This is a genomic window from Paracoccus limosus, from assembly GCF_009711185.1.
In the GTDB taxonomy this organism is placed as follows: Bacteria; Pseudomonadota; Alphaproteobacteria; order Rhodobacterales; family Rhodobacteraceae; genus Paracoccus; species Paracoccus limosus.
The window spans coordinates 20,128-41,446 of record NZ_WMIF01000014.1 but is presented as its reverse complement, the minus strand read 5'-3'; the positions used below and the strand labels follow the sequence as shown (position 1 = coordinate 41,446).

The 21,319-nt window shown below is 66.7% G+C and carries 21 protein-coding genes, 1 tRNA gene and 1 pseudogene; 20 read left to right on the top strand and 3 right to left on the bottom strand.

The window, feature by feature from the left end; all coding sequences use genetic code 11:
* Nucleotides 1-87: 87 nt before the first annotated feature.
* The 4 genes from GL279_RS11220 to GL279_RS11205 all read left to right on the top strand — a co-directional run bounded on the left by GL279_RS11220 (nucleotide 88) and on the right by GL279_RS11205 (nucleotide 4,140).
* A complete protein-coding gene (locus GL279_RS11220) occupies nucleotides 88-1,434 on the top strand; it encodes an NAD(P)-dependent oxidoreductase (protein ID WP_155064720.1) in 1,347 nt (448 codons plus the stop codon).
* Entirely contained in the window at nucleotides 1,427-2,725 is a 1,299-nt protein-coding gene (gene preA, locus GL279_RS11215) for an NAD-dependent dihydropyrimidine dehydrogenase subunit PreA (protein WP_155064719.1), read from the top strand. The genes GL279_RS11220 and preA overlap by 8 nt, the downstream gene beginning before the upstream one ends.
* 91 nt (nucleotides 2,726-2,816) lie before the next feature.
* Nucleotides 2,817-2,906, top strand: a tRNA-Ser gene (locus tag GL279_RS11210).
* A 397-nt stretch (nucleotides 2,907-3,303) separates the two neighbouring features.
* Nucleotides 3,304-4,140, top strand: a complete 837-nt coding sequence (locus GL279_RS11205; protein WP_155064718.1) for a protein NO VEIN domain-containing protein — start codon at nucleotides 3,304-3,306, stop codon at nucleotides 4,138-4,140.
* 3 nt (nucleotides 4,141-4,143) lie between these two features.
* Here GL279_RS11205 and GL279_RS11200 read toward each other — a convergent pair whose 3' ends face one another.
* Genes GL279_RS11200 through GL279_RS11190 form a run of 3 tightly spaced genes read right to left on the bottom strand, consistent with a single transcriptional unit; the run spans nucleotide 4,144 to nucleotide 6,304 of the window.
* Entirely contained in the window at nucleotides 4,144-4,527 is a 384-nt protein-coding gene (locus GL279_RS11200) for a hypothetical protein (protein ID WP_155064717.1), read from the bottom strand.
* Entirely contained in the window at nucleotides 4,524-5,849 is a 1,326-nt protein-coding gene (locus GL279_RS11195; protein ID WP_155064716.1) for a recombinase family protein, read from the bottom strand. The genes GL279_RS11200 and GL279_RS11195 overlap by 4 nt, the downstream gene beginning before the upstream one ends.
* Nucleotides 5,849-6,304 carry a DUF2924 domain-containing protein gene (locus GL279_RS11190; RefSeq protein ID WP_155064715.1) on the bottom strand — a complete coding sequence of 152 codons (456 nt, stop codon included), beginning with the start codon at nucleotides 6,302-6,304 and terminating at the stop codon, nucleotides 5,849-5,851. Before GL279_RS11190 ends, GL279_RS11195 begins: the two co-directional genes overlap by 1 nt.
* Nucleotides 6,305-6,691: 387 nt before the next feature.
* Between GL279_RS11190 and GL279_RS11180 the strand changes: the two genes are divergently transcribed.
* The 16 genes and pseudogenes from GL279_RS11180 to GL279_RS19425 form a co-directional block, all read left to right on the top strand.
* Nucleotides 6,692-8,941 (top strand): hypothetical protein, encoded by a 2,250-nt coding sequence (locus GL279_RS11180; protein WP_155064713.1) that lies wholly within the window; start codon nucleotides 6,692-6,694, stop codon nucleotides 8,939-8,941.
* A gap of 78 nt (nucleotides 8,942-9,019) precedes the next feature.
* Nucleotides 9,020-9,265 (top strand): hypothetical protein, encoded by a 246-nt coding sequence (locus tag GL279_RS11175; protein WP_155064712.1) that lies wholly within the window; start codon nucleotides 9,020-9,022, stop codon nucleotides 9,263-9,265.
* 99 nt (nucleotides 9,266-9,364) lie between these two features.
* Nucleotides 9,365-10,087, top strand: a complete 723-nt coding sequence (locus GL279_RS11170; RefSeq protein ID WP_155064711.1) for an RNA polymerase sigma factor — start codon at nucleotides 9,365-9,367, stop codon at nucleotides 10,085-10,087.
* Between the two features lie 84 nt (nucleotides 10,088-10,171).
* Nucleotides 10,172-10,366: a hypothetical protein gene (locus GL279_RS11165; protein ID WP_155064710.1), complete on the top strand. Its 195-nt coding sequence runs from the start codon at nucleotides 10,172-10,174 to the stop codon at nucleotides 10,364-10,366.
* Between the two features lie 38 nt (nucleotides 10,367-10,404).
* On the top strand, nucleotides 10,405-10,701 hold the full coding sequence (locus GL279_RS11160) for a hypothetical protein (protein WP_155064709.1): 297 nt from the start codon (nucleotides 10,405-10,407) through the stop codon (nucleotides 10,699-10,701).
* A complete protein-coding gene (locus GL279_RS11155) occupies nucleotides 10,701-11,576 on the top strand; it encodes an ATP-binding protein (protein WP_155064708.1) in 876 nt (291 codons plus the stop codon). Before GL279_RS11160 ends, GL279_RS11155 begins: the two co-directional genes overlap by 1 nt.
* A gap of 101 nt (nucleotides 11,577-11,677) precedes the next feature.
* Nucleotides 11,678-12,301 carry a hypothetical protein gene (locus tag GL279_RS11150; protein WP_155064707.1) on the top strand — a complete coding sequence of 208 codons (624 nt, stop codon included), beginning with the start codon at nucleotides 11,678-11,680 and terminating at the stop codon, nucleotides 12,299-12,301.
* A 13-nt stretch (nucleotides 12,302-12,314) separates the two neighbouring features.
* Nucleotides 12,315-14,003 carry a DEAD/DEAH box helicase gene (locus GL279_RS11145; RefSeq protein ID WP_155064706.1) on the top strand — a complete coding sequence of 563 codons (1,689 nt, stop codon included), beginning with the start codon at nucleotides 12,315-12,317 and terminating at the stop codon, nucleotides 14,001-14,003.
* A 207-nt stretch (nucleotides 14,004-14,210) separates the two neighbouring features.
* Entirely contained in the window at nucleotides 14,211-14,417 is a 207-nt protein-coding gene (locus tag GL279_RS11140; protein WP_099650109.1) for a DUF6511 domain-containing protein, read from the top strand.
* Complete coding sequence (locus tag GL279_RS11135; protein WP_155064705.1) at nucleotides 14,414-15,184, top strand: PD-(D/E)XK nuclease family protein; 771 nt, start codon at nucleotides 14,414-14,416, stop codon at nucleotides 15,182-15,184. Before GL279_RS11140 ends, GL279_RS11135 begins: the two co-directional genes overlap by 4 nt.
* On the top strand, nucleotides 15,181-17,502 hold the full coding sequence (locus GL279_RS11130; RefSeq protein WP_155064704.1) for an AAA family ATPase: 2,322 nt from the start codon (nucleotides 15,181-15,183) through the stop codon (nucleotides 17,500-17,502). The genes GL279_RS11135 and GL279_RS11130 overlap by 4 nt, the downstream gene beginning before the upstream one ends.
* A 340-nt stretch (nucleotides 17,503-17,842) precedes the next feature.
* Nucleotides 17,843-18,382, top strand: coding sequence for a crossover junction endodeoxyribonuclease RuvC (locus tag GL279_RS11125; protein WP_246175277.1), 540 nt, complete (start codon nucleotides 17,843-17,845; stop codon nucleotides 18,380-18,382).
* Entirely contained in the window at nucleotides 18,379-18,579 is a 201-nt protein-coding gene (locus GL279_RS11120; protein WP_028720215.1) for a hypothetical protein, read from the top strand. The genes GL279_RS11125 and GL279_RS11120 overlap by 4 nt, the downstream gene beginning before the upstream one ends.
* On the top strand, nucleotides 18,572-18,952 hold the full coding sequence (locus tag GL279_RS11115) for a DUF6362 family protein (RefSeq protein WP_155064703.1): 381 nt from the start codon (nucleotides 18,572-18,574) through the stop codon (nucleotides 18,950-18,952). Before GL279_RS11120 ends, GL279_RS11115 begins: the two co-directional genes overlap by 8 nt.
* 416 nt (nucleotides 18,953-19,368) lie before the next feature.
* Nucleotides 19,369-20,745, top strand: coding sequence for a site-specific DNA-methyltransferase (locus GL279_RS11110; protein WP_155064702.1), 1,377 nt, complete (start codon nucleotides 19,369-19,371; stop codon nucleotides 20,743-20,745).
* Nucleotides 20,669-21,253: pseudogene (locus GL279_RS19425) on the top strand (DNA cytosine methyltransferase); the annotation flags it as partial. The gene GL279_RS11110 and the pseudogene GL279_RS19425, both read left to right, overlap by 77 nt.
* Between the last annotated feature and the right edge of the window lie 66 nt (nucleotides 21,254-21,319).

The window sequence follows — 21,319 nt, the reverse complement described above, 5'->3', positions numbered from 1 at the left end:
GCATCCGCCATAATTTTACCATTTGATAAAAAAATCGACCTGTGAGAGCCTGATTCCATAAGAACAAGCCAGCAGGGAGGTCAGATCATGACCAATAGCCAGCTTACGCCCGGGGTCGTGCCCGGCCGTTTGCCGTCCGAGGCATACTCGGTCAATTTTCAGGATGTCGCCCCGCCACTCGAACGCAACGAGGCCAGGATCGCAGCCGACCGCTGCTATTTCTGCCATGACGCGCCCTGCGTGACGGCCTGTCCGACCAGCATCGACATTCCGCTGTTCATCCGCCAGATCTCGACCGGCACGCCCGATGCCGCCGCCCTGACCATCTTTCACCAGAACATCCTTGGCGGCATCTGCGCCCGCGTCTGCCCGACCGAGAACCTGTGCGAGGGCTCCTGCGTGCGAATGACCGCCGAGGGCAAACCGGTCGAGATCGGTGCGCTGCAACGCTATGCCACCGACCACCTGATGGCGCGGGGCGAGCATCCCTTTACCCGCGGCGCCCCCACCGGCAAGCGCGTGGCCGTGGTCGGCGCCGGCCCCTCGGGCCTGTCGGCGGCGCATCGGCTGGCCGCCAAGGGCCATGAGGTGGTGCTGTTCGACGCCCGCCCCAAACCCGGCGGGCTGAACGAATACGGCATCGCCAGCTACAAGGCCGTGGACGGTTTCGCCGCGCGTGAGGTCGATTGGCTCATGGGCATCGGCGGCATCACCCTGCAAAGCGGTCAGGCGCTGGGCCGGGATTTCACCCTCGACAGCCTGCGCGCCGAATATGACGCGGTATTCCTTGGCCTTGGCCTGCAAGGCGTGAACGCGCTGAGCGCCGAGGGCGAGGATCGCGGCCATGTCGATCATGCCGTGGATTTCATCCGCGACCTGCGCCAGACGCCTGATCTGACCGCCCTGCCCGTTGGCCGCGACGTGATCGTGATCGGCGGCGGCATGACGGCGGTGGATGCCGCCGTGCAGGCGAAACTGCTGGGCGCGCAGAACGTCACCATCGTTTACCGGCGCGGTCAGGACCGCATGTCCGCCAGCCCGCATGAACAGGACCATGCCACCCATTCCGGCGTCCGCATCATCTGCAATGCCGCGCCGCTCAAGGTGCATGGTAATGGCACCGTGCGCGAGGTCGAATTCTTTTACACCCGCGACGGCGCCAATGGTCTGGAAGATACCGGCGAGCGCTTCCGCCTGCCCTGCGACCAGCTTCTGCGCGCCATCGGCCAAAAGCTGGACGGCGCCCCGCAGGGGCTGGGGCTCTCGGGCGGCAAGATCGCCGTCTCTGGCCCGGGACGCACCTCTTTGCCCGGGGTCTGGGCCGGTGGCGACTGCGCCTCGGGCGGCGACGATCTGACCGTCACCGCCGTCGCCGAGGGTCGCGATGCGGCCGAGGATATCCACGCCCAACTGATGGAGGCCGCCCATGGCTGACCTGCGCTCGAATTTCATCGGCATCAAGTCTCCGAACCCGTTCTGGCTGGCCTCGGCGCCCCCTACCGACAAAGAGGTCAACGTCCGCCGCGCCTTTCAGGCCGGCTGGGGCGGCGTGGTCTGGAAAACGCTGGGCAGCGAAGGCCCGCCGGTCGTCAACGTCAACGGCCCGCGCTATGGCGTGGTCTATGGTGCCGACCGCCGCGTGCTCGGCATCAACAATATCGAGCTGATCACCGACCGCCCGCTGGAGGTGAACCTGCGCGAGATCAAATCGGTCAAGCGCGACTACCCCGACCGCGCCCTGATCATCAGCCTGATGGTGCCCTGCGACGAGGAATCCTGGAAGGCCATCCTGAAGCAGATCGAGGACACCGGCGCCGACGGCGTCGAGCTGAACTTCGGCTGCCCGCATGGCATGGCCGAACGCGGCATGGGCTCGGCGGTCGGTCAGGTGCCGGAATATATCGAGATGGTGACGCGCTGGGTCAAAACCCATTCGCGCATGCCCTGCATCGTCAAGCTGACCCCGAATATCACCGATGTCAGGAAACCCGCCGAGGCGGCCAAGCGCGGCGGCGCCGATGCGGTCAGCCTGATCAACACCATCAACTCGATCACCTCGGTCGATCTGGACCTGTTCGCCCCGCAACCCACCATCGACGGTAAGGGCACCCACGGCGGATTCTGCGGCCCGGCGGTCAAGCCCATCGCCCTGAACATGGTGGCCGAGATTGCCCGCAATCCGGCGACATATGGCCTGCCGATCTCGGGCATCGGCGGGGTCACCACATGGCGCGACGCGGCCGAGTTCATGGCGCTGGGGGCCGGCACAGTGCAGGTCTGCACCGCCGCCATGACCTACGGCTTCAAGGTCGTGCAGGAGATGATCTCGGGCCTGCGCGATTATCTGGACGACAAGGACATCACCATGTCCGATCTGATCGGTCGCGCGGTGCCGAACGTGACCGACTGGCAATATCTGAACCTGAACTACACCACCAAGGCGGTGATCGATCAGGACGCCTGCATCAAATGCGGCCGCTGCTATGCCGCCTGCGAGGACACCAGCCATCAGGCCATCGCCATGGGCCCCGGGCGCGTCTTTACCATCAAAGAAGACGAATGCGTGGCCTGCAACCTCTGCGTCGATGTCTGCCCGGTCGAAAGCTGCATCACCATGCGCGAGCTGGAGATGGGCGAGATCGACCAGCGCACCGGCCAGCCGGTCCGCCCCTATGGCAACTGGACCGGCCATCCGAACAACCCGATGGCGCAGGCCGCCGAATGACACCCCCGCCCGGCACCCCACCCGGTGCCGGGCGTCCCCTGACGCGAGGTCTCTTGCCCAAGCCCGCCGAACCCGCTAACCGGAGGCTGTCGGAGGAGTGGCAGAGCGGTTTAATGCACCGGTCTTGAAAACCGACGTGGGGGTAACTCCACCGTGGGTTCGAATCCCACCTCCTCCGCCACATTCAGATGCCGAATCCGTCCAAGGGCCCCGATTGGGGCCTTTTTTCTTTTTGTTTCAAAGGGCGTTGGCAGGGCCATCCGCCCTTCGGAGACCGGGCGCTTGACGTAGAAAGGGTCTCCGAATGGCCTGCGTCTCTCTTCGAGCGCCCCTCGACGACCAAAGGACGGCGCAAAACATCCTCGCATTTCCAATGGGTTGCCGGGTTCATGGGGTCGCCCCGTTCGCGAGATAATCCGGTGACGGAGACCGACACGAAGGCGCAGGGCGGTCAGAAGGACGGCTCCGTGGCGGCCGATCACCGGGCCGGTGCGCTGGTGCATGGGCCGGCGACAGCAGCAAGATCCCTGTCGGAAGTCTCTGATGACAAACACACTTCGTGCCCATAGCCTGGCGCAATGTCGAACGGGCCCTGGACGGATGAAGAGAACGACCTGATCGTCGCGGATTACTTCGCGATGCTGGCCGATGACATCTCCGCGCGCCGCTACAGCAAGGCCGAGCACCGCCGCGCGCTGCTGCCGCTGCTGAACGACCGGTCCGAGGGGTCCGTCGAGTTCAAGCACCAGAACATCAGCGCGGTGCTGAAGGGGCTCGGCGAGGACTGGATCCCCGGCTACAAGCCCGCGTTCAACTTCCAGATGACCTTGGTGGATGCCGTGGCGCGGTGGCTGGCGCTGAACCCGGCCTGGCTCGGGCGCCAACCGGGGCTGCAACCCGGTGCTGGCCTGCGCGAGGCAGCGCAGATCTGGATCGGACCGCCGCCGACACTGTCGAACCAGCCGCCTCCGCAGGAACTGGACCAGATGCTGCACATCGCCCGCAAGTTCGACGTGGCGGGCCGGGACGAGCGCAACCGGGCCCTCGGCCGCGCTGGCGAGGAACGCGTTCTCGCGCATGAACGGGCGGCATTGCGGACGGCAGGACGGAACGATCTGGCGCGCAAGGTGCGCTGGGTGTCGGAGGAGGATGGCGACGGCGCGGGCTACGACATCGCGAGTTTCGCCCCAGACGGTTTGCCCCGGCTGATCGAGGTCAAGACCACGAACGGATGGGAGCGCACGCCCTTCCACATCACCCGCAACGAGATGGCCGTGGCCGAGGAGCGCCGGTCGGAATGGCGCCTGTTCCGGCTCTGGAATTTCTCACGCGAGCCGAAGGCGTTCGAGCTGCACCCGCCGCTCGATGCACACGTTTCACTGACCGCAACGACGTTTCAGGCGAGCTTTCACTGAGGCTCAGTCGAACACCCGCTCGGGCTGTTCGTGCCACGGCAGGGCCGCGACATCGGTCAGTTTCAGCAGGGTCACGGCGGGCACCTCGCGCTTGTATACCAGCCGCTTGAGGACACCCGGCGCGAGATAGGCGAGCCGCAGCTGGCGGCTGACATGGCGTTCGGCCAGCCCCACGGCTTTTGCCAGATCGGTGACCGTGCTGAATTCGCCAGCTTCCATGCGCCGCCGCCAGCCCCACGCCCGGCCGATGGCGCGCAGTATATGCGGATCCTGCGTCCGGTCTTCGCTGGGCAGATAGGTGGCGGGCGGCATGATCTTCGGCCGCCCGTTCTGCTTGCGGAGCTTGAGCGGCACGAAGATCTGAATGGACTCGTCGGGTTTCATCATTCCGCCGCCACCTTCTTTCGTGGCGCCATCATGTCGCGCATGACGCCCGAGACGCCGTCGGTCCGGACATCGATCACCAGCCCCTCGGAGGTCACGGTGACCCGGCGCACCAGCAACTGTACGATCCGGGTCTGCTCCGCAGGGAACAGCTGGGTCCAGACGTCATCGAACGTCTGCAGCGCGGAGATCACGTCGGCCTCGGCGAAGGCGTGGCCCTCGCGCGCCAAGTGGGCGATGACCTGCGCCGTGATCGAGGGCGCGCGCATCACCCGCCGCAACTCGGTCACCACGGCCGCTTCCACGAGGTCGGCAGGAAGACGGCGCGGGATGCCTTCATCGCTGGGTTCGCGGTTTTTGATGACGTCCATCGAGACGTAGTACCGGTATCGCCGCGCGCCCTTCTTCGTGCTGCTCGGGGTCATGGCGGCGCCCGTGGCCGTGAAGATCAGCCCCTTGAGCAGCGCTGGCGCCTGCGCGCGGGTGTTGTTGGCGCGCTTTCGCGGATTCTGCCGCAAGATGGCATGGACCTGATCCCACAGCTGCTCGTCGATGATGGCCTGATGCTCGCCGGGATAGGCCTTGCCCTTGTGGACCGCCTCGCCGCGATAGACGCGGTTCACCAGCAGTCTGTAGAGATATCCCTTGTCGACCAAGGTGCCCTGCTTGTTGCGGAGCCCTTTGCGGCGCAATTCGCGGGCCAGCACGGTCGCTGATCCGACCTCGACGAACCTCTCGAAGATGCCCCGCACGGTGGCAGCCTCGTCTTCATTCACCACGAGCTTGCGGTCCTTCACATCGTACCCGAGCGGGACATAGCCGCCCATCCACATGCCCTTCATGCGGGAGGCGCGGACCTTGTCCCGGATGCGCTCGGCCGTGACCTCGCGCTCGAACTGCGCGAAGCTGAGCAGGATATTCAGCGTCAGGCGCCCCATGGACGTGGTGGTGTTGAAGGACTGCGTGACCGACACGAAAGTCACGCCGTTGCGGTCGAAGACCTCGACCAGCTTCGAGAAGTCCATCAGCGACCTCGACAGGCGGTCGATCTTGTAGACGACCACCACATCGATCAGGCCGTCCTCGATGTCGGCCAGAAGCTGCTTGAGGCCGGGCCGTTCGAGCGTCCCGCCCGAGATGCCGCCGTCGTCATACTGATCGCGGACCAGCACCCAGCCTTCGGAGCGTTGGCTGGCGATGTAGGCCTCGCAGGCCTCTCGTTGGGCGTGCAGGCTGTTGAATTCCTGCTCCAGCCCTTCCTCGGACGACTTGCGCGTGTAGATGGCGCAGCGTTGGCGGCGGATGGGATTTACGCGTTGATCCATCAATCATTCCCCCGCTTTCGTTCGCGCAACCCGAAGAAGCGGTAGCCATTCCAGCGCGTCCCGGTGATCGCCCGCGCAATCGCGGACAAGGATTTGAAGGGGCGGCCCTGCCACTCGAACCCGTCCCGCAGGACCGTGATCGTGTGCTCGACCCCGTTCCATTCGCGGATCAGCCTCGTACCGACCACGGGATTGCGAGGATCGGCGATCTGGCTCTTGCGTGTCAGGGTGCCGCTGACCTCGTCGGCCAGCAGGTCCAGCATGCGCCGGGTTTCCCGATCAGGACCGCCATACGTCAGTTCCTGGATGCGGTAGGCCAACCGGCTCTCGAGGAACGCTCGGCTGTTGTTCGGCGCCGCTGTCGCAAAGATCGTCTGCCACTCCGACTTCAACTGGGTGACGGACATGGACTTCAGCGCGGCCAGGCGCGCAGGGATTGGATCGGGCTTCGTCATGCGTTTCTCCGATGAGTTGGAGCTGCATGACGGCATTGGTCGTCGGGATAGTGTAGGCAACTTTCTCCAGTATTGTCAGATACTTCGCACCCGCGCCCGAGCAACCGAACCAGCCCGAGTGCCAGCAGGCCGCACAGCTCGGCGCGGCGCTCTGCGGGCGTCATCTGGTCGGGAGGTAGCGGATTGGGGCGGTTCATGTCTCGGTGGCCGTGTTTGATGGTGTGCTACCGATCAAAAGCCACCCAGCCGTCCGAGGTGGGACATCTCAGCGGAACGGGATGCGGAAATGCGAACAGGGAGAGAACATCAGGGCTTGCCGATCACGGATTTGTCCATGATTATCGCAGGTTGAATCATTCGAGAGCAGTAGTTCATTGAGGTGAGTTCATGGCGCGCAAAGCATCCCCGATCGGTCCGCATGTTCTGGCGCTGATCGAGGATGCGCGCGTCGACCTCGCCCGAGCTGCCCTTGCCGTGCGCGAGGGCGACAATGAGCCAGAATTCAAGCTGCCCGAGGACGTTCCGGACCTCGCCGACGAAGAAGCGGTCGAGGCGTTTCGGCAAGCACTTGTCGAGACGCTGTCGGATTTCGACCGCGATGACCTGCGGCCTGCTGAGCAGCGATCACGAAGGATCCGGGCCCTCGCCGAGAAAAAGGGCGTCACCTCGCTCACCACCATTGTCGAGCAACAACTCGATGAGACACGGTCGCAGGAGTTTCACCGGCAGCCAGATGAGCTCTGCAGAAGCATCTGGGCATATCTCCATGAACGCGAAACCTTCGAGGATGCGGAGAGCTTTCACTTCGCCCGACAGTTCCGCGACCACGGCAAGCTCTACGACGCCTTCGAGGTCGAACTGGAGAACCAGGTAGCCCTCGACGCGGCGGCCATCGACGAAAAGGCGCTGGCGTCCAAGATCAAGGGCATGCTCGAGCTGAAGCCCGAGATATCCTGCACGGTCAAGGCGCTCGATCTGCCTGCCACCGATACGCACCCTGCGTCCATCATGCTGATCGTCCGGCACGGTGGCCCGCTTTCGAGCGTCTACGATCACCGGCAAGATGGAAGGCGGGGAACCATCTACTACCGACCGCCGAACGAGGCGACGCTGATCTACACGCCCTCGATGCGGCAGATCGAGGTCTGCGCGGACAGCCCCGTGGTGCGCCAGACGGTCAGCGACTCCTTCGCCGAAGTTGCGCTAGGTCACGACATCTCCCAGAAACCTCTGACTTGGAAGCGCTATAATCTTTCGCGCTTCCGCTCTTCGCTTCTCCTGCAGCCCCCTGAGATAGAAGGGTACGCGTTCGAGTTCGCGCGCGTCATCGAAGCCGAGATCCGGCTGGGAACCTGGCGCCGCAAGCTTCAGCTCAAGGTGACAGTCGACGATGACATCCAGGAGGTTGCCGACCGATATCTCGGGGCGCGGAACATCTTTCGGCGCGCCGAAGCGTTCAGCCGGATCACCATCGCGGTGGCCTACAACCTCAACGGCGATGAGAAGCAGCGGACGCTCAATATCACGATTGCTGGCACGAAGAGCTGCAACCTGCAGAGCAAGCCCGATCCGGAGGAACGCAGCCTCGGCTTCGCGCTGCTCAAGGAATGGGGAATCCTGAGCGCGTTCAGGCAAATCGCGCATGATGACCTTCGCGCGATATTCCCCCAGCTTGTTCAACTCCACGACCGCATCGAGGACGAGGTCAGCGGAAGCTTTCTGCTGGAACTCGGGCTTGACCCGAAGCGCCTGATCGAAGGCGGCCTGCTCGAGCGCCGCGACCGTCAGGATGTGGTTCTCATCGAGGACGACGACGTCGACGGGGAAGGCGCCGTCAAGCCGTCAGCAACCGAAGGCATGGTCCAGACTGTCGGCCCTTTCGGCGAAGATGTCGGCAAGCGCCCCGCGTCGGATATCGAGATGTTCGCGGTCAACGCTCAGTGGCTTCACGAGACGCTCATGCGCCTGATGAAGCCGCTGCTGAGCAAGCGGGCAGCCCAGATCCTCGATCCAGACCTGACCCTCGTCGGCGCGACGCAGATAAATGGCGCGGAGGTTCCCGTCTATTTCGCTCGGCGCCTCAATGACCCGAAAACCGCACAGAGGCTGGATCTGTTGCTGCGCGCGCGGAACACCCCTGGGGTGGGGATCGTCTTCGCCGCCAGCGAGGACATGCCGTCACACCTCGGACCGAACGTCGTCATGCCGCTCCTTTCCCATCTCGCAGCGGCGGACAACGAAATGCTGTTCGCGCGCGACGGCATAGAAATCGCATATCGAGATAGTCACTCGCTCGCGCGCGGCGGCGGGTCGCCGCGCGTCGTCCGCAGCGGGACACAATCGGGAACGCTCTACATCCCTGGTCGCGAACCGCTGTACCTTGCCGGAAACGATCAGCTTACGGTGTTCGAGCGCCTTGTCGCCGCCCATGCAGCCGGCACCGCGGACGTTTACGTCGGGGATCTGATGGAGGGTTTCTCGGCCCGGAGTCCACAACAGGCGTTCCGCAATAAAATGTGGAAGGACATCGTGGATGTCTACATCGCCAAGGGTGCGAAGAAGGGGTATTGGCGGCTGCTTCTAACCGCGCAGCCGACGCAAGACGTCGCCGAAGGCTCCGAGGACGAGGCCGTCTAACAACCGTCTAACTTGCGATGGGAGACGGTCTAACAAACCGCTGATTACTGGAAAGGCTCCACATAGAGGAGCACTTCCATGCCGACTCCCTTCCCCCTGCGCCAGGCAGCCCCGACGAGCTGGTCCGGCGCCGCGAAGACCAAGCCCACCACCCACAACTCGGAATGGCGCTGCACGCGCTGTGACAAGCTGCTCGGCGTCTGCCGGGACGGCCGCATGCACCTGCGTTTCGCGCGGGGGCACGAGTATCTCGTGGGCTTTCCGGTTCAGGCCACCTGCCGCGGCTGCGGCACGCTGAACAACGCGACCGCACCCGCGCGCTGACGCGCGCCTTCACCCACCCCCCTGAAATCCCAGAGACGCGCGACGTCCTGACCTGGCCACGAGAAGGCGCCGGACGCCTGGCCGCAAGGCAGGCGTCCGATGTCCTTCGCGTGGCACGAGATCCGTGATCACCTCATGCATTCTTCTTCCAACCTTCACTTCCAGCGCAGTTTCGACGCCGTCCGGCGTGCGCAAGCTGCCCTCGCACCGTTCCGGGATCCGGCGGCCCTGCTGGACGGGCTGCACGGCGCGACCGGCGATCAGGGCCAGAAGAACCTGATCCTCTCCGCGCTCGTCAGGGCGGCGCAGGGCGACGGGCCCGCGTCCGACTGTGCGCTGACGTTGCTGCTGCTGGCGCTCTGGCCCGGCCTCGACGCCATCCGCCGCCGATCGATCTGGCGCAGGCTCGGCACTGCCGATGAGGTCGCGTCCGACGTTCTGGCGCGCACCACCGAGGCAGTCCGCAGCCTCGATCTCAGGCGCGTCAACTGGATCGCGGCCACGGTGCTGCGGAATGTCGAGCGCGACATGATCCGCGTGCGCCAGCGCGACCAGACACGCGAACATCTCGCCAGCGGCGCCGATCCCGACGAGGTCGCGGACAACGGCAACAGCGGCATCGGCGCGGCCGGGTACGCGCGACTGAACGGCGCCGTGCGGAAGCTGCTCGGCGACGACGCCCTGTTGGTGATCCGCGTGGCGATTGAGGGCTTCTCCCAGGCCGAGGTCGCCGTGGAACTGGGCCTGACCGAGGCTGCCGCCCGCAAGCGGTACCAGCGCGCCATGCGCCGGCTGCACGACGCCCTCGAGGAAATCCCCTGAACCAATGTCCCGATCCGGTGCCGCCGGTGGCTTTTCCCATTCGAGCGCCCCGAGCGCCTTCCCTCCAACCGAAAGCAGAAACGCATGAACCGCACTGCCGATCTGTCGCTCGAGGATTTCAGGCGTCTTCCGGGGCTCTATCGCCGCTGGGAGCTGACCGAGGTCTGCGAGCCCAACCGCAACTATCAGATCGAGGACGCCGGCGCCCATGCCGACGGGACGCCGCTATTGGCGATCTACGTCGCCGAGCCCGCGTCCGACGTCCGCGAGGCCGCCTGATGGGCCTTCTCGATCACATCATCCCACGGAGAAAAGCCATGCCGGACCAGCCGGACGACATCACCCGTCTTCGCAAGGCGAGCTACGCCCTCGAAGACCTTCCCGAAACCATCGTTTTCCCGCAGCGCGCCGGTGACGAGCCGCGCGAGCCGCTGCCGGTCGTCGATGCGACCGTCGACGAGATCGCCTTCGCGATCGTGGAGGCGGAGCGTGAGAGCACGGCCGCTTACCGCCGCGCCGACGCGCTGAAGCGCCTCTACAAGCTCGCCCGCGAGGCGGGATGCATCGGCGCAGATCGCGCCGCCGCGGTGGCGATGACGAAGGAGGGCCAGTGATGGCCCTTCCCATCATCGGCGCCGACGAACGGCTCGCCCAACGCAAGGGCATCAAGGGCGTCATCTTCGGCCGGTCCGGCATCGGAAAGACCAGCCTGCTCTGGACGCTGAACGCCTCCACCACGCTCTTCCTCGACCTCGAGGCCGGGGATCTGGCGGTCGAGGGGCTGGAAATCGACACGCTCCGGCCCCGCACCTGGAAGGAATGCCGGGATTTCGCGGTGTTCATCGGGGGGCCGAACCCGGCGCTGCGCGAGGACCAGCCCTACAGCCAGGCGCATTTCGACGAGGTCTGCGGGCGGTACGGCGATCCCACAGTGATCGGCAAATACGAGACCGTCTTCATCGACTCGATCACGGTGGCCGGGCGGCTCTGCTTCCAGTGGTGCCGCGGCCAGCCCGAGGCGTTTTCCGAGAAGACCGGCAAGCCCGACATCCGCGGCGCCTACGGACTGCATGGCCGCGAGATGATCGGCTGGCTGACCCATCTGCAGCACACGCGCGGAAAGCATGTCTGGTTCGTCGGCATCCTCGACGAGCGGCTCGACGACTTCAATCGCAAGGTCTTCCAGCCGCAGATCGACGGTTCGAAGACCGGACTCGAGCTGCCGGGCATCGTCGATCAGGTCATCACCATGGCCGACATCCCGGACCCCGGCGGCCAGCCGCAGCGCGCATTCGTCTGCCATACGCTGAACCCCTGGGGCTATCCGGCCAAGGACCGCTCCGGCCGCCTCGACATGGTCGAGGCCCCGCATCTCGGCCGGGTGATGGAGAAGATCCAGCGTCCCGCGGCGCCTGCCTCCGAACGCCTGACCTGGCCGCCGGTGACCCCGGCCGATCCCGCGCCCGCGCAGGAGCCCGGCCATGGCTGAGCGCCTCTCGCCACGCCCGGTGTCCCGATCCGGTCGCCGGGGTGGCTTTTCCCATCTGACGCCGCTGCGCGTCCCATCCTCCAACTGAAAGGAGCCGCGCAATGTCCGGACCCTGGAACGACTTCAACTCCGCGCAATCCAACACCAACGTCATCCCGAAAGGCACGCTCGCCAAGGTGCGGCTCACCCTGCGCCCGGGCGGCTTCGACGACACCTCACAGGGCTGGACCGGCGGCTGGGCGCGCCGCGCCGCCACCGGCGCCGTCTATCTCGACGCCGAATACACGGTGCTCGAGGGGCCCTATGCCCGGCGCAAGATCTGGTCGCTGATCGGCCTCTACAGCCCCAAGGGCCCCGACTGGGCGAACATGGGGCGCGGCCTGATCCGCGGCATCCTCAACTCGGCACGCGGTGTGTCCGACAAGGACAACTCGCCCGAGGCGCAGGCGCGCCGCCGCATCAACGGGTTCAGCGATCTCGACGGCGTTGAATTCGTCGCCCGCATCGACATCGGCACCGACACCAACGGCGAGGACAAGAACGAGATCCGCGCTGCCGTCACGCCCGATCACCGCGACTACGCCGCGCTGATGGGCACGGTCGCACCGCAGTTCACCGCCGCCCCGGCGCAGGGCCACGCCCCGCAGCAGCCCGCCACGGCCACCCAGCCCAGCCAGCCCGCATCCGCCCCCGGAGCCGCCGGTCGGCCGAGCTGGGCGCAGTAAGGGGAGACCGGCCATGCGCCTGCGCCCCCGCCAGAAGACCTTCGTCGAGCGCAGCGTGGCTGCGCTCGCCTCCCGCGGCAACACGCTGGGCGTGGCGCCCACCGGCGCGGGCAAGACCATCATGCTCTCGGCGGTCACCGGCGAGATGATCGGCGACGGCGCGAAGGCCTGCGTGCTGGCTCATCGTGACGAGCTGACGGCGCAGAACCGGGCCAAGTTCCAGCGCGTGGTGCCGGGCGTCGCCACCTCGGTCATCGACGCCACGGAGAAATCCTGGGGCGGTCAGGTCGCCTTCGCCATGGTGCCGACGCTGGCGCGAGCGTCCAACCTCGCCGACATGCCGCGCCTCGATCTGCTGGTCGTCGACGAGGCGCACCATGCGGTGGCCGACAGCTACCGCCGCATCATCGACCGGGTGCGCGAGGCCAATCCCGACGCCCGCATCTTCGGTGTCACGGCGACGCCGAACCGGGGCGACAAGAAGGGCCTGCGCGAGGTCTTCGACAATGTCGCCGATCAGGTGCGGCTGGGCGAGCTGATCGCCTCGGGCCACCTAGTGCCGCCCCGCACCTTCGTCATCGACGTGGGCGTGCAGGACGAGTTGCGCTCGGTCCGCAAGACCATGTCGGATTTCGACATGGCGGAGGTCGCGGGCATCATGGACCGCGCCCCAGTCACCGACGAGGTGATCCGGCACTGGAAGGAACAGGCCGGCGACCGGCAGACCGTGGTGTTCTGCTCCACCGTCGCCCATGCCGAGCATGTCACCGACGCCTTCAGGGCGGCAGGCGTTTCCGCCGCGCTGATCCACGGCGATCTGGCGGCCGAGACCCGCAAGGCGATCCTCGCAGACTACGCGGCGGGGGACATCCGCGTCGTGGTCAACGTGGCGGTGCTGACCGAAGGCTGGGACCATCCGCCCACCTCCTGCGTCGTGCTGCTGCGCCCCAGCTCCTACAAGTCCACCATGATCCAGATGGTCGGGCGCGGCCTGCGCACCGTCGACCCCGAGGAACACCCCGGCATCGTCAAGACCGACTGCGTCGTGCTGGATTTCGGCACCTCGAGCCTGATCCACGGCACGCTGGAACAGGATGTCGATCTCGACGGCAAGACCGAGACCGGCGAGGCGCCGACCAAGACCTGTCCTGCCTGCGAGGCGGAGATCCCACTGGCCGCCACCGAATGCCCGCTCTGCGGTGAGGCATGCCCGCGCGAGGATCTGGATGCGGGCGAAGGCGGGGCCGCCGCGCCGCTCTCGGGCTTCATGATGACCGAGATCGACCTGCTGAAGCGGTCCAGCTTCGCGTGGGTCGACCTCTACGGCACGGACGACGCACTGATGGCCACCGGCTTCGCGGCCTGGGGCGGCATCTTCTGGCTGGAAGGGGTCTGGTACGCCATCGGCGGGGCGAAGGGCGAACGCCCGCATCTGCTGGGCGTGGGCGAACGCACGGTCTGCCTCGCACAGGCGGACGACTGGCTGAACACCCATGAGACCGACGAGAGCGCCTTCAAGACGCGCTCCTGGCTGCGCCAGCCGCCGACCGAAAAGCAGCTGCAATACCTGCCCGCCGAGTGCCGCCATGACTTCGGCCTGACGCGCTATCGCGCCTCGGCGCTGATGACCTTCGGCTTCAACAAGCGGGCCATCCGCCAGCTGATCGACACGGCGGCCTCTCCCGAACGGAGGGCGGCATGACCCATGCCCACCTCCACCCCCATCACCGCCGAGGACCGGCGGCGGCTCTGGCATCCGCGTGGGACGCTCTGTGCTGTCTGCCGGCAACCCACCCATGGTTTTGGCTGGTTCGATCCGCACCGGTCGAAGCGGCCCCGGCCCTCGGTCTGGTTCTGCTCAATGCCCTGCCAGTCCTTCTGGACGCGTTTGGCGCGGGAGCGTTTCGCCATGGTTGACCTGACCGAGGAAGAGCGCGCCGCGATCACCGCCACCATGAAGCGCGTGGCGCTGCTGATGGACGAGATCGGCTGGGCCACCCCGCTTGCGGAACTGACCGAGGCGCAGGTGCGCGCGCTGATCGAGGAAGCCGTCGAGGGCTTCCGCGAGGCCATGTCCGACATCGCCCGGGCGCAGACGCCGGAGGTGCCGTTTTGACCCTCGATTACAATCATCGGCCCAGTTTCGCGGAGCAGGTCAACGCCGCCGTCGATCAGGCGCTGACCGCCGATCAGGCGACGCGGCCGCCCCGCGACTACCTCGGCGGCTCGCGTCTCGGCCATGCCTGCGAGCGCGCCCTACAGTTTGAGTTCACGGCGACGCCGAAGGACGAGGGCCAGGATTTCAGCGGCCTGTCGCTGCGCATCTTCGCCATCGGCCATGCGCTCGAAGATCTGGCGGTCGCCTGGCTGCGCGGCGCCGGGTTCGACCTCTACACGCGCAAGGGCAACCGCCCCGATGGCGGCCAGTTCGGCTTCTCCGTCGCGGGCGGACGCATCCGCGGTCATGTCGACGGCATCATCGCGGCCGAGCCCGAAGGCTTCGGCCTGACCGTTCCCGCCCTCTGGGAATGCAAGACGATGAACGCGAAGAACTGGCGCGCCTGCGTCAAGGACGGCGTGACCAGGTCGAAGCCGGTCTACGCCGCCCAGATCGCGCTCTACCAGGCCTACATGGAAGGGACGGTCTCCGGCATCTCGGCCGCGCCCGCGCTCTTCACCGCGATCAACAAGGACACCGCCGAGCTTCACCATGAGTTGGTGCCCTTCGACGCCGATCTCGCGCAGCGCATGTCCGACCGGGGCGTGCGGATCCTGCAGGCGACCGACGCAGGCGAGTTGCTGCCGCGCGTCGCGACCACGCCCGACTTCTTCGAGTGCCGCTTCTGTCCTTGGTCCGAGCGCTGCTGGGGGCTGTCGGCATGAGCGACGATGGGATCCTGCATTTCAACCCGTGGATGGATTTCAACGACGGGCCGCCGTCGGAGAATCCCTTCGGCTGCGACCCCGACCCCGAGCAGATCGCCGTCTTCCTCGACACCGTGTTCAGCTGGTGCGAGGGGCTGATCCCGCTCCGCGGTTTCGTTGACAAGGGTCAGGGCCGGGACGGCAAGCCGCACAACATCTGGATCCCGGCCGACGACAGCGCGACCGAGAAACTCGCGACCTTCGCCGCGTGGGCGAACCGCGAGGGCGCCGCCGTATATGTCATCCCCGGCACCGTCGCCGAGCAGGGCCAGGCCCGCGCCGCCGATGTGCTGCAGATGCAGGCCATCGTCGTCGATCTCGACGCGGGCGATATCCCGGCCAAGCTGGACCATGTCACCCGCCACCTCGGCGCGCCCACGCTCATCATCGAAAGCGGCGGGCGCACGCCCGAGGGCGCGGCGAAGCTCCATGTCTGGTGGAAACTGACGGAGCCGGCCGAAGGCGACGACCTGGCCACCCTCTGCCGCCTGCGCGGCGAGATCGCCGTGAAGGTCGGCGGCGACACGCATTTCCGCTCGGCGCACCAGCCGATCCGGGTGCCCGGCACGGTCTATCACAAGCACGGCCACCAGCGCCTTGTGCAGATCCGCGAACATCGCGACGTCGAGGTGGACCTTGCAGACTTCGCCGAGAAGGTCGCCGAGATGCCGCCGCTGCCCGGCGTGGGCTTCGCCAGCGACGTTGCCGCGCCGACCGCGAAGCCCGCCATCGACGCGGTGCTCACAACGCCGGTGCGCGAAGGCGCTGTCGACGACTGGTCCCGGTTTCAGGGGGCCAGCGCCGCCATCGGCCATTACGTGCGCCTGGTGCACGAGGGCCGCCTCGACCCGTTCGCGGCGTGGGAGGCGATCTGCGGCTACAACGCCGCCATGCTGCGCCCGTCCTGGCCGCTTGATCGGCTCAAGGCCGAGTCCGAACGGCTCTGGGCGCTGCATGTGAAGCGCAACGGTCCGCCGCTCCTGCGCGCAGCCAACGCGGGTGCACCGGCCAGCCCGCTGCCGACCTTCACCCTCGGCGCTCTGCTCGACGACACGAGCCCCATGCCCGAGGACATCATCGGTCCCCGCGTGCTGACCCCGGGCGGGCTCCTGGTGCTGGGCGGCGCGCCCAAGGTCGGCAAGAGCGATTTCCTGATCTCCTGGCTCGTTCACATGGCCGCTGGCGTGCCGTTCCTCGGCTTCACGCCGCCCCGGCCGCTGCGCGTGTTCTACCTTCAGGCCGAGATCCAGTATCACTACCTGCGCGAGCGCATGCAGCAGATCGCGCTGCCCGCCACCGTGATCGCCGCCGCGCGCGACACCTTCATCGCCACACCGAAGCTGAAGCTGCTGCTGGACGCGGAGGGCGTCGCCCGCGTTGCCGAGGCGATCCGGGCCGCATTCCCCGACGCGCCGCCCGACATCATCGTCATCGACCCGATCCGCAACCTCTTCGACGGTGGCCCCGAGGGCGGCGGTGAGAACGACAACACCGCCATGATGTTCTTCCTGAAGGACCGGGTCGAACTCCTGCGCGAGGCGGTCAATCCGGACGGGGGCGTCATCCTCGCCCACCACACCCGCAAGGCCAGCAAGCACCAGGTCAAGGACGATCCCTTCCTTGCGCTCTCCGGCGCCAGCGCGCTGCGCGGCTTCTACACCTCGGGGCTGCTCATGCACCGGCCCGACGAAGACAGCAGTGTCCGCAGGCTGGAGATCGAGCTTCGGAACGGCCCCGCGCTGCCCGGCAAGCTGATCGACAAGGTGAAGGGCGAGTGGGTCGAGTTGAACCCGCTGAACGAGCGCCTGGTGCGCAAGGAGGTCGGCGCCAAGCTCGATGCCGAACGGCTGCGCAAGCACGATGTCATCCTCGGCATGCTGCTGGATGAGGCGGCGAGCGAGCGCCTCTACACCGCCATGCAGTTCGCCGAGACCTTCGAGAACCGTGGCGGTCTGGGCAGCAAGCACACCATCCGCGAGCGCCTCAGCGTGCTGGCGACCAAGGGCTTCGTGAAGTTCCTGCGCGACCCCTCGGGGTTCGGCTTCCCTATCACCCGGTCGCGGTTCGGCTACCTCTGCGTCGAGGGCATGCAGTTCGGCGCGCCCGTCGAGCATGTCGATCCGGACACCGGCGAGGTGACCACGGAGGTCCGTCCGGTCCTGCCGAGCCACTTCAAATGCCCCCAATCCGGGCTTTGCCTGCAGGTCGAAAACCCCGCCGTCTGGGTCTACCCGGAGGGGCTGGAGGACGACCTCACTCATATGAGTGAGGCCTGACTCATATGACAGCGCCAACTGTGGATTTAATGAAATCAACGGGTTACGGGAAAATAAGAGTTAGGTCCATAACTCATGCCCGAAGACTTCATGAAGTCTCATTCCGTAACGATTTCAGCCACTTGTCCTCCCCGGAACAATTAGGTGTCAAACCCCCATACTACGTATGGGAGGGCCACCCCGCAGGGTTGGCCACTCCTCCCATACGTCCGGGCCAGCCGCGCGCGCCGCCGTGACTCTCCCTTGTGCTCTCCGATCCGACGACGGCGGCCGCGTACCGCCAAGCACCAGACCGCCGTCGTCTTCCACCACCACAGGCCACCGGCAAAGGAGACCCATCATGGCTCAGCCGACTCTGATCCCGAATTGCGACGGCGCAAGTTTTGAATCGCTGCCGCTCGACACGCCCCGCAACCGCTGCATTCTCGCGCTCGACCTCGGCACCTCGACCGGCTGGGCGATCCGCGGCCATGACGGCCTGATCACCAGCGGCACGGTTTCGCTGCGTCCCGGCCGCTTCGACGGCGGCGGCATGCGCTACCTGCGCTTCACCAACTGGCTGACCGAGATCGACCGGCTGTCCGGGCCCGTCGCCGCCATCTGGTTCGAGGAAGTCCGCCGCCACGCGGGCACCGACGCGAGCCATATCTACGGCGGGCTCATGGCCACGCTGACCGCATGGGCGGAACTGCGCGGCGTGCCCTACGAGGGCGTTCCGGTCGGCACGATCAAGCGCCACGCCTCGGGCAAGGGCAACGCCGATAAAGCCGCGATGATCGCCGCCGTCCGCGCCCGCGGTTTCAGCCCGGCCGACGACAACGAGGCCGACGCCATCGCCATCCTGCTCTGGGCGATCGAGACGAAGGGAGGTGTCGCATGAGATGGCACCCCCATGGCTACGGCGGTCGGCGCCGCGATCCCGAGCAGGTCAAGCGCGAGGGCTGGCAGGAACAGGGCGTCCTCGCGGTCTCCGCCGATGACGATCGCCTCACCTGGCCCGAGCGTGAACTGGTCCGCCAGCTGGGCGAGAAGCTCTACGGCCCGCGTCCTTCTGACAGGGAGGCGCGCCATGGCTGATCGTGAATGGACCGCCGACTGCGTCGCCGATCATTTCGAGGAGGCGTTCCGCACCCTGCGCAAGCTGCCGCCGGTGAAGGCGCAGGGCTACTTCAACACCTGGCCCGACATCGTGCGCACCAGCCGCGAGGTCGCGGCGATGGAGCCGCAGCCGATGCGGGTCTGGCCCTCGGCCGCCGCGATCACCCGGCTCGAGCAGACCTTCGACTGGGTGCTCTGGATCGAGGAGGCGGAGCGCAAGCTGGTCTGGTCGCGTGCGGCCCGGGTGCCGTGGAAGCAGATCAGCGGCGAACTTGGCTGCGACCGCACGACCGCCTGGCGTCGCTGGCAACTGGCGCTGACCAAGATCGCTGCGCGCCTGAATGCGCAGTGACTCCAATGTGTTGCAACACTTTTTCCTTCGACATCTGCAACAGATCCATGCTATTCCGAAGGCAAGATGGGGAGAGTGCGCTGGAAAGCTCGCTCTCCCCTTTGCGTTGACGGGGGCCACCTGGACCCCGGTATCCAGCGAGGGTCCGGCCGGGGTCCAGCCCGAGGCAGTTTCCGGTTCCTTCCTGGCGATATTCGTATGCTGGCGGGCGAAGCGCGGGACATCGCCAGCGACTGGGCCGGATTTTTGGGAAGCCACCCGGAAGCCGGAGCCACGCGCGCCCCGCGCAAACACCAATGAACGCTGGCCTTTCGGCCGGAGACCGCCGGTAGCCGCTGGACCCCGCTTGGAGTCCAGCGCGGCATCCGGAGTCCGGAAGCCACCGGCATCCACCCGACCGAGGAACCTTGCCCACCATGACGCTGAGCTTCGCCCCCGAGCGGATCGAAACCTGGCCGCTGGCCAAGCTCCAACCCTACGCGAAGAACGCTAAGGTGCATGGCGCGGACCAGGTCGCCAAGATCGCCGCCAGCATGGCTGAGTTCGGCTGGACGGTGCCCTGCCTCGTTGGCGAGGACGGAGAACTGATTGCGGGCCACGGGCGCGTCCTGGCTGCGACGCAGCTCGGGCTGACCGAGGCGCCGGTGATCGTGCTCGGGCATCTGACCGAGGCGCAGCGGCGGGCGTACCGGGTCGCGGACAACAAGCTGACGGAACTCGGCACCTGGGACGAGGCGCTGCTGTCGGCGGAGCTGAACGATCTGCTGGCCGAGGATTTCGACCTGTCGCTCGTTGGGTTCTCCGACGGCGAGCTCGACAAGCTGCTGGCCTACGTCGCGGAAGACGACGGTGAAGAAGGTGGCGCCGGGGGCTCCGTTCCGCCGGTGACCATCCCCGAGCCGCCGCGCAATCCTGCGTCGCGCACCGGCGATCTTTGGATCCTCGAGGACCATCGGTTGTTGTGCGGCGACAGCACTAGCGCTGCCGACGTGCGCCGCCTGATGAACGGCGAGCGCGCGATCCTGTTCGCGACCGATCCGCCGTATCTCGTCGACTACGACGGCTCGAACCACCCGACGCGGAACAAGGACTGGTCCGCCTCCTACGGCACGACCTGGGACGACAGCTCGCAGGGCGCAGAACTCTACGACGGGTTCATCTCGGCGGCCGTGGCCGAGGCCATCACCGAGGACGCCGCGTGGTACTGCTGGCACGCCTCCCGTCGACAAGCGATGCTCGAGGCCTGCTGGGAGAAGGCCGGGGCCTTCGTGCATCAGCAGATCATCTGGGTGAAGGACCGCGGTGTCCTGACCCGTTCGCATTACCTGTGGAAACACGAGCCTTGCTTCATGGGCTGGCGGCGGCCGAACCGCCCGCCGAAGGTGGCCGAGGAAACCCTGCCGTCGACATGGGCGCTGCCGAGTTTCGCCAAGGACGACCGGCCCGACCACCCGACGCCGAAACCGCTCGACGCCTTCGGGATCCCGATGCGCCAGCATGTGGCGCGGGGCGGCCTCTGCTACGAGCCGTTCTCCGGCTCCGGCTCGCAGATCATGGCGGGCGAAGCCAACGGCCGCCGCGTCTTCGCGATGGAGATCAGCCCGGCCTACGTCGATGTCGCCGTGGAACGCTGGCAGGCCGAGACCGGCCGCGACGCGATCCTTGACGGCGACGGTCGGACCTTCGCGCAGGTTAGGACCGAGCGGCTGGGCGACGATGCCGAGTCCCGCGCCGATACGCCTGACCCGGACGCCGCCCCTGAACCAGCGCGAAAGCGCAAGACCGCCGCGTGACATGCATGACCTGGCTTTACCTTCCTCCGGACGCGCTTCCGGAGCCGGAGACGCATGCCTCTTCGGCCTCTCACTCTGCTCCGGCGCGGGCGGTATCGACCTCGGGCTCGCCATCGCTATCCCCGGATATCGTGCTGTGGGCCATGTCGAACGGGAAACCTACGCCGCAGCCACTCTCGTGGCGCGGATGGAAGACGCGTCCCTGGATCAGGCTGTTGTCTGGGACGATGTTGGAACCTTCGACGGCCGCCCATGGCGCGGCGCGGTGGACATCGTCACTGCGGGCTATCCGTGCCAGCCGTTCTCCGTCGCGGGCAAGCGCCGGGGCGTGGACGACCCGCGCCACCTCTGGCCCCATGTCGCCCGCATCATCGGCGAAGTGGAGCCACCGTTCGTCTTCCTCGAGAATGTCGCCCATCATCTCCGCCTCGGCTTCCCCGAAGTCGCCAGCGGACTGGTCGGCATGGGCTACCGCCTTGCGGCAGGCCTCTTCACGGCGGCGGAAGTCGGCGCGCCTCACAAGCGGGAACGCCTGTTTATCCTCGCGATCCGAGAAGGAGACGAACTGGCCGAC

What these genes read in the sequence shown, in the direction of transcription:
- GL279_RS11220 (WP_155064720.1), top strand. Translation starts at nt 88, where the DNA reads ATGACCAATAGCCAGCTTACGCCCGGGGTCGTGCCCGGCCGTTTGCCG.
- preA (WP_155064719.1), top strand. Translation starts at nt 1,427, where the DNA reads ATGGCTGACCTGCGCTCGAATTTCATCGGCATCAAGTCTCCGAACCCG.
- GL279_RS11205 (WP_155064718.1), top strand. Translation starts at nt 3,304, where the DNA reads ATGTCGAACGGGCCCTGGACGGATGAAGAGAACGACCTGATCGTCGCG.
- GL279_RS11200 (WP_155064717.1), bottom strand. Translation starts at nt 4,527, where the DNA reads ATGATGAAACCCGACGAGTCCATTCAGATCTTCGTGCCGCTCAAGCTC.
- GL279_RS11195 (WP_155064716.1), bottom strand. Translation starts at nt 5,849, where the DNA reads ATGGATCAACGCGTAAATCCCATCCGCCGCCAACGCTGCGCCATCTAC.
- GL279_RS11190 (WP_155064715.1), bottom strand. Translation starts at nt 6,304, where the DNA reads ATGACGAAGCCCGATCCAATCCCTGCGCGCCTGGCCGCGCTGAAGTCC.
- GL279_RS11180 (WP_155064713.1), top strand. Translation starts at nt 6,692, where the DNA reads ATGGCGCGCAAAGCATCCCCGATCGGTCCGCATGTTCTGGCGCTGATC.
- GL279_RS11175 (WP_155064712.1), top strand. Translation starts at nt 9,020, where the DNA reads ATGCCGACTCCCTTCCCCCTGCGCCAGGCAGCCCCGACGAGCTGGTCC.
- GL279_RS11170 (WP_155064711.1), top strand. Translation starts at nt 9,365, where the DNA reads ATGTCCTTCGCGTGGCACGAGATCCGTGATCACCTCATGCATTCTTCT.
- GL279_RS11165 (WP_155064710.1), top strand. Translation starts at nt 10,172, where the DNA reads ATGAACCGCACTGCCGATCTGTCGCTCGAGGATTTCAGGCGTCTTCCG.
- GL279_RS11160 (WP_155064709.1), top strand. Translation starts at nt 10,405, where the DNA reads ATGCCGGACCAGCCGGACGACATCACCCGTCTTCGCAAGGCGAGCTAC.
- GL279_RS11155 (WP_155064708.1), top strand. Translation starts at nt 10,701, where the DNA reads ATGGCCCTTCCCATCATCGGCGCCGACGAACGGCTCGCCCAACGCAAG.
- GL279_RS11150 (WP_155064707.1), top strand. Translation starts at nt 11,678, where the DNA reads ATGTCCGGACCCTGGAACGACTTCAACTCCGCGCAATCCAACACCAAC.
- GL279_RS11145 (WP_155064706.1), top strand. Translation starts at nt 12,315, where the DNA reads ATGCGCCTGCGCCCCCGCCAGAAGACCTTCGTCGAGCGCAGCGTGGCT.
- GL279_RS11140 (WP_099650109.1), top strand. Translation starts at nt 14,211, where the DNA reads ATGGTTGACCTGACCGAGGAAGAGCGCGCCGCGATCACCGCCACCATG.
- GL279_RS11130 (WP_155064704.1), top strand. Translation starts at nt 15,181, where the DNA reads ATGAGCGACGATGGGATCCTGCATTTCAACCCGTGGATGGATTTCAAC.
- GL279_RS11125 (WP_246175277.1), top strand. Translation starts at nt 17,843, where the DNA reads ATGGCTCAGCCGACTCTGATCCCGAATTGCGACGGCGCAAGTTTTGAA.
- GL279_RS11120 (WP_028720215.1), top strand. Translation starts at nt 18,379, where the DNA reads ATGAGATGGCACCCCCATGGCTACGGCGGTCGGCGCCGCGATCCCGAG.
- GL279_RS11115 (WP_155064703.1), top strand. Translation starts at nt 18,572, where the DNA reads ATGGCTGATCGTGAATGGACCGCCGACTGCGTCGCCGATCATTTCGAG.
- GL279_RS11110 (WP_155064702.1), top strand. Translation starts at nt 19,369, where the DNA reads ATGACGCTGAGCTTCGCCCCCGAGCGGATCGAAACCTGGCCGCTGGCC.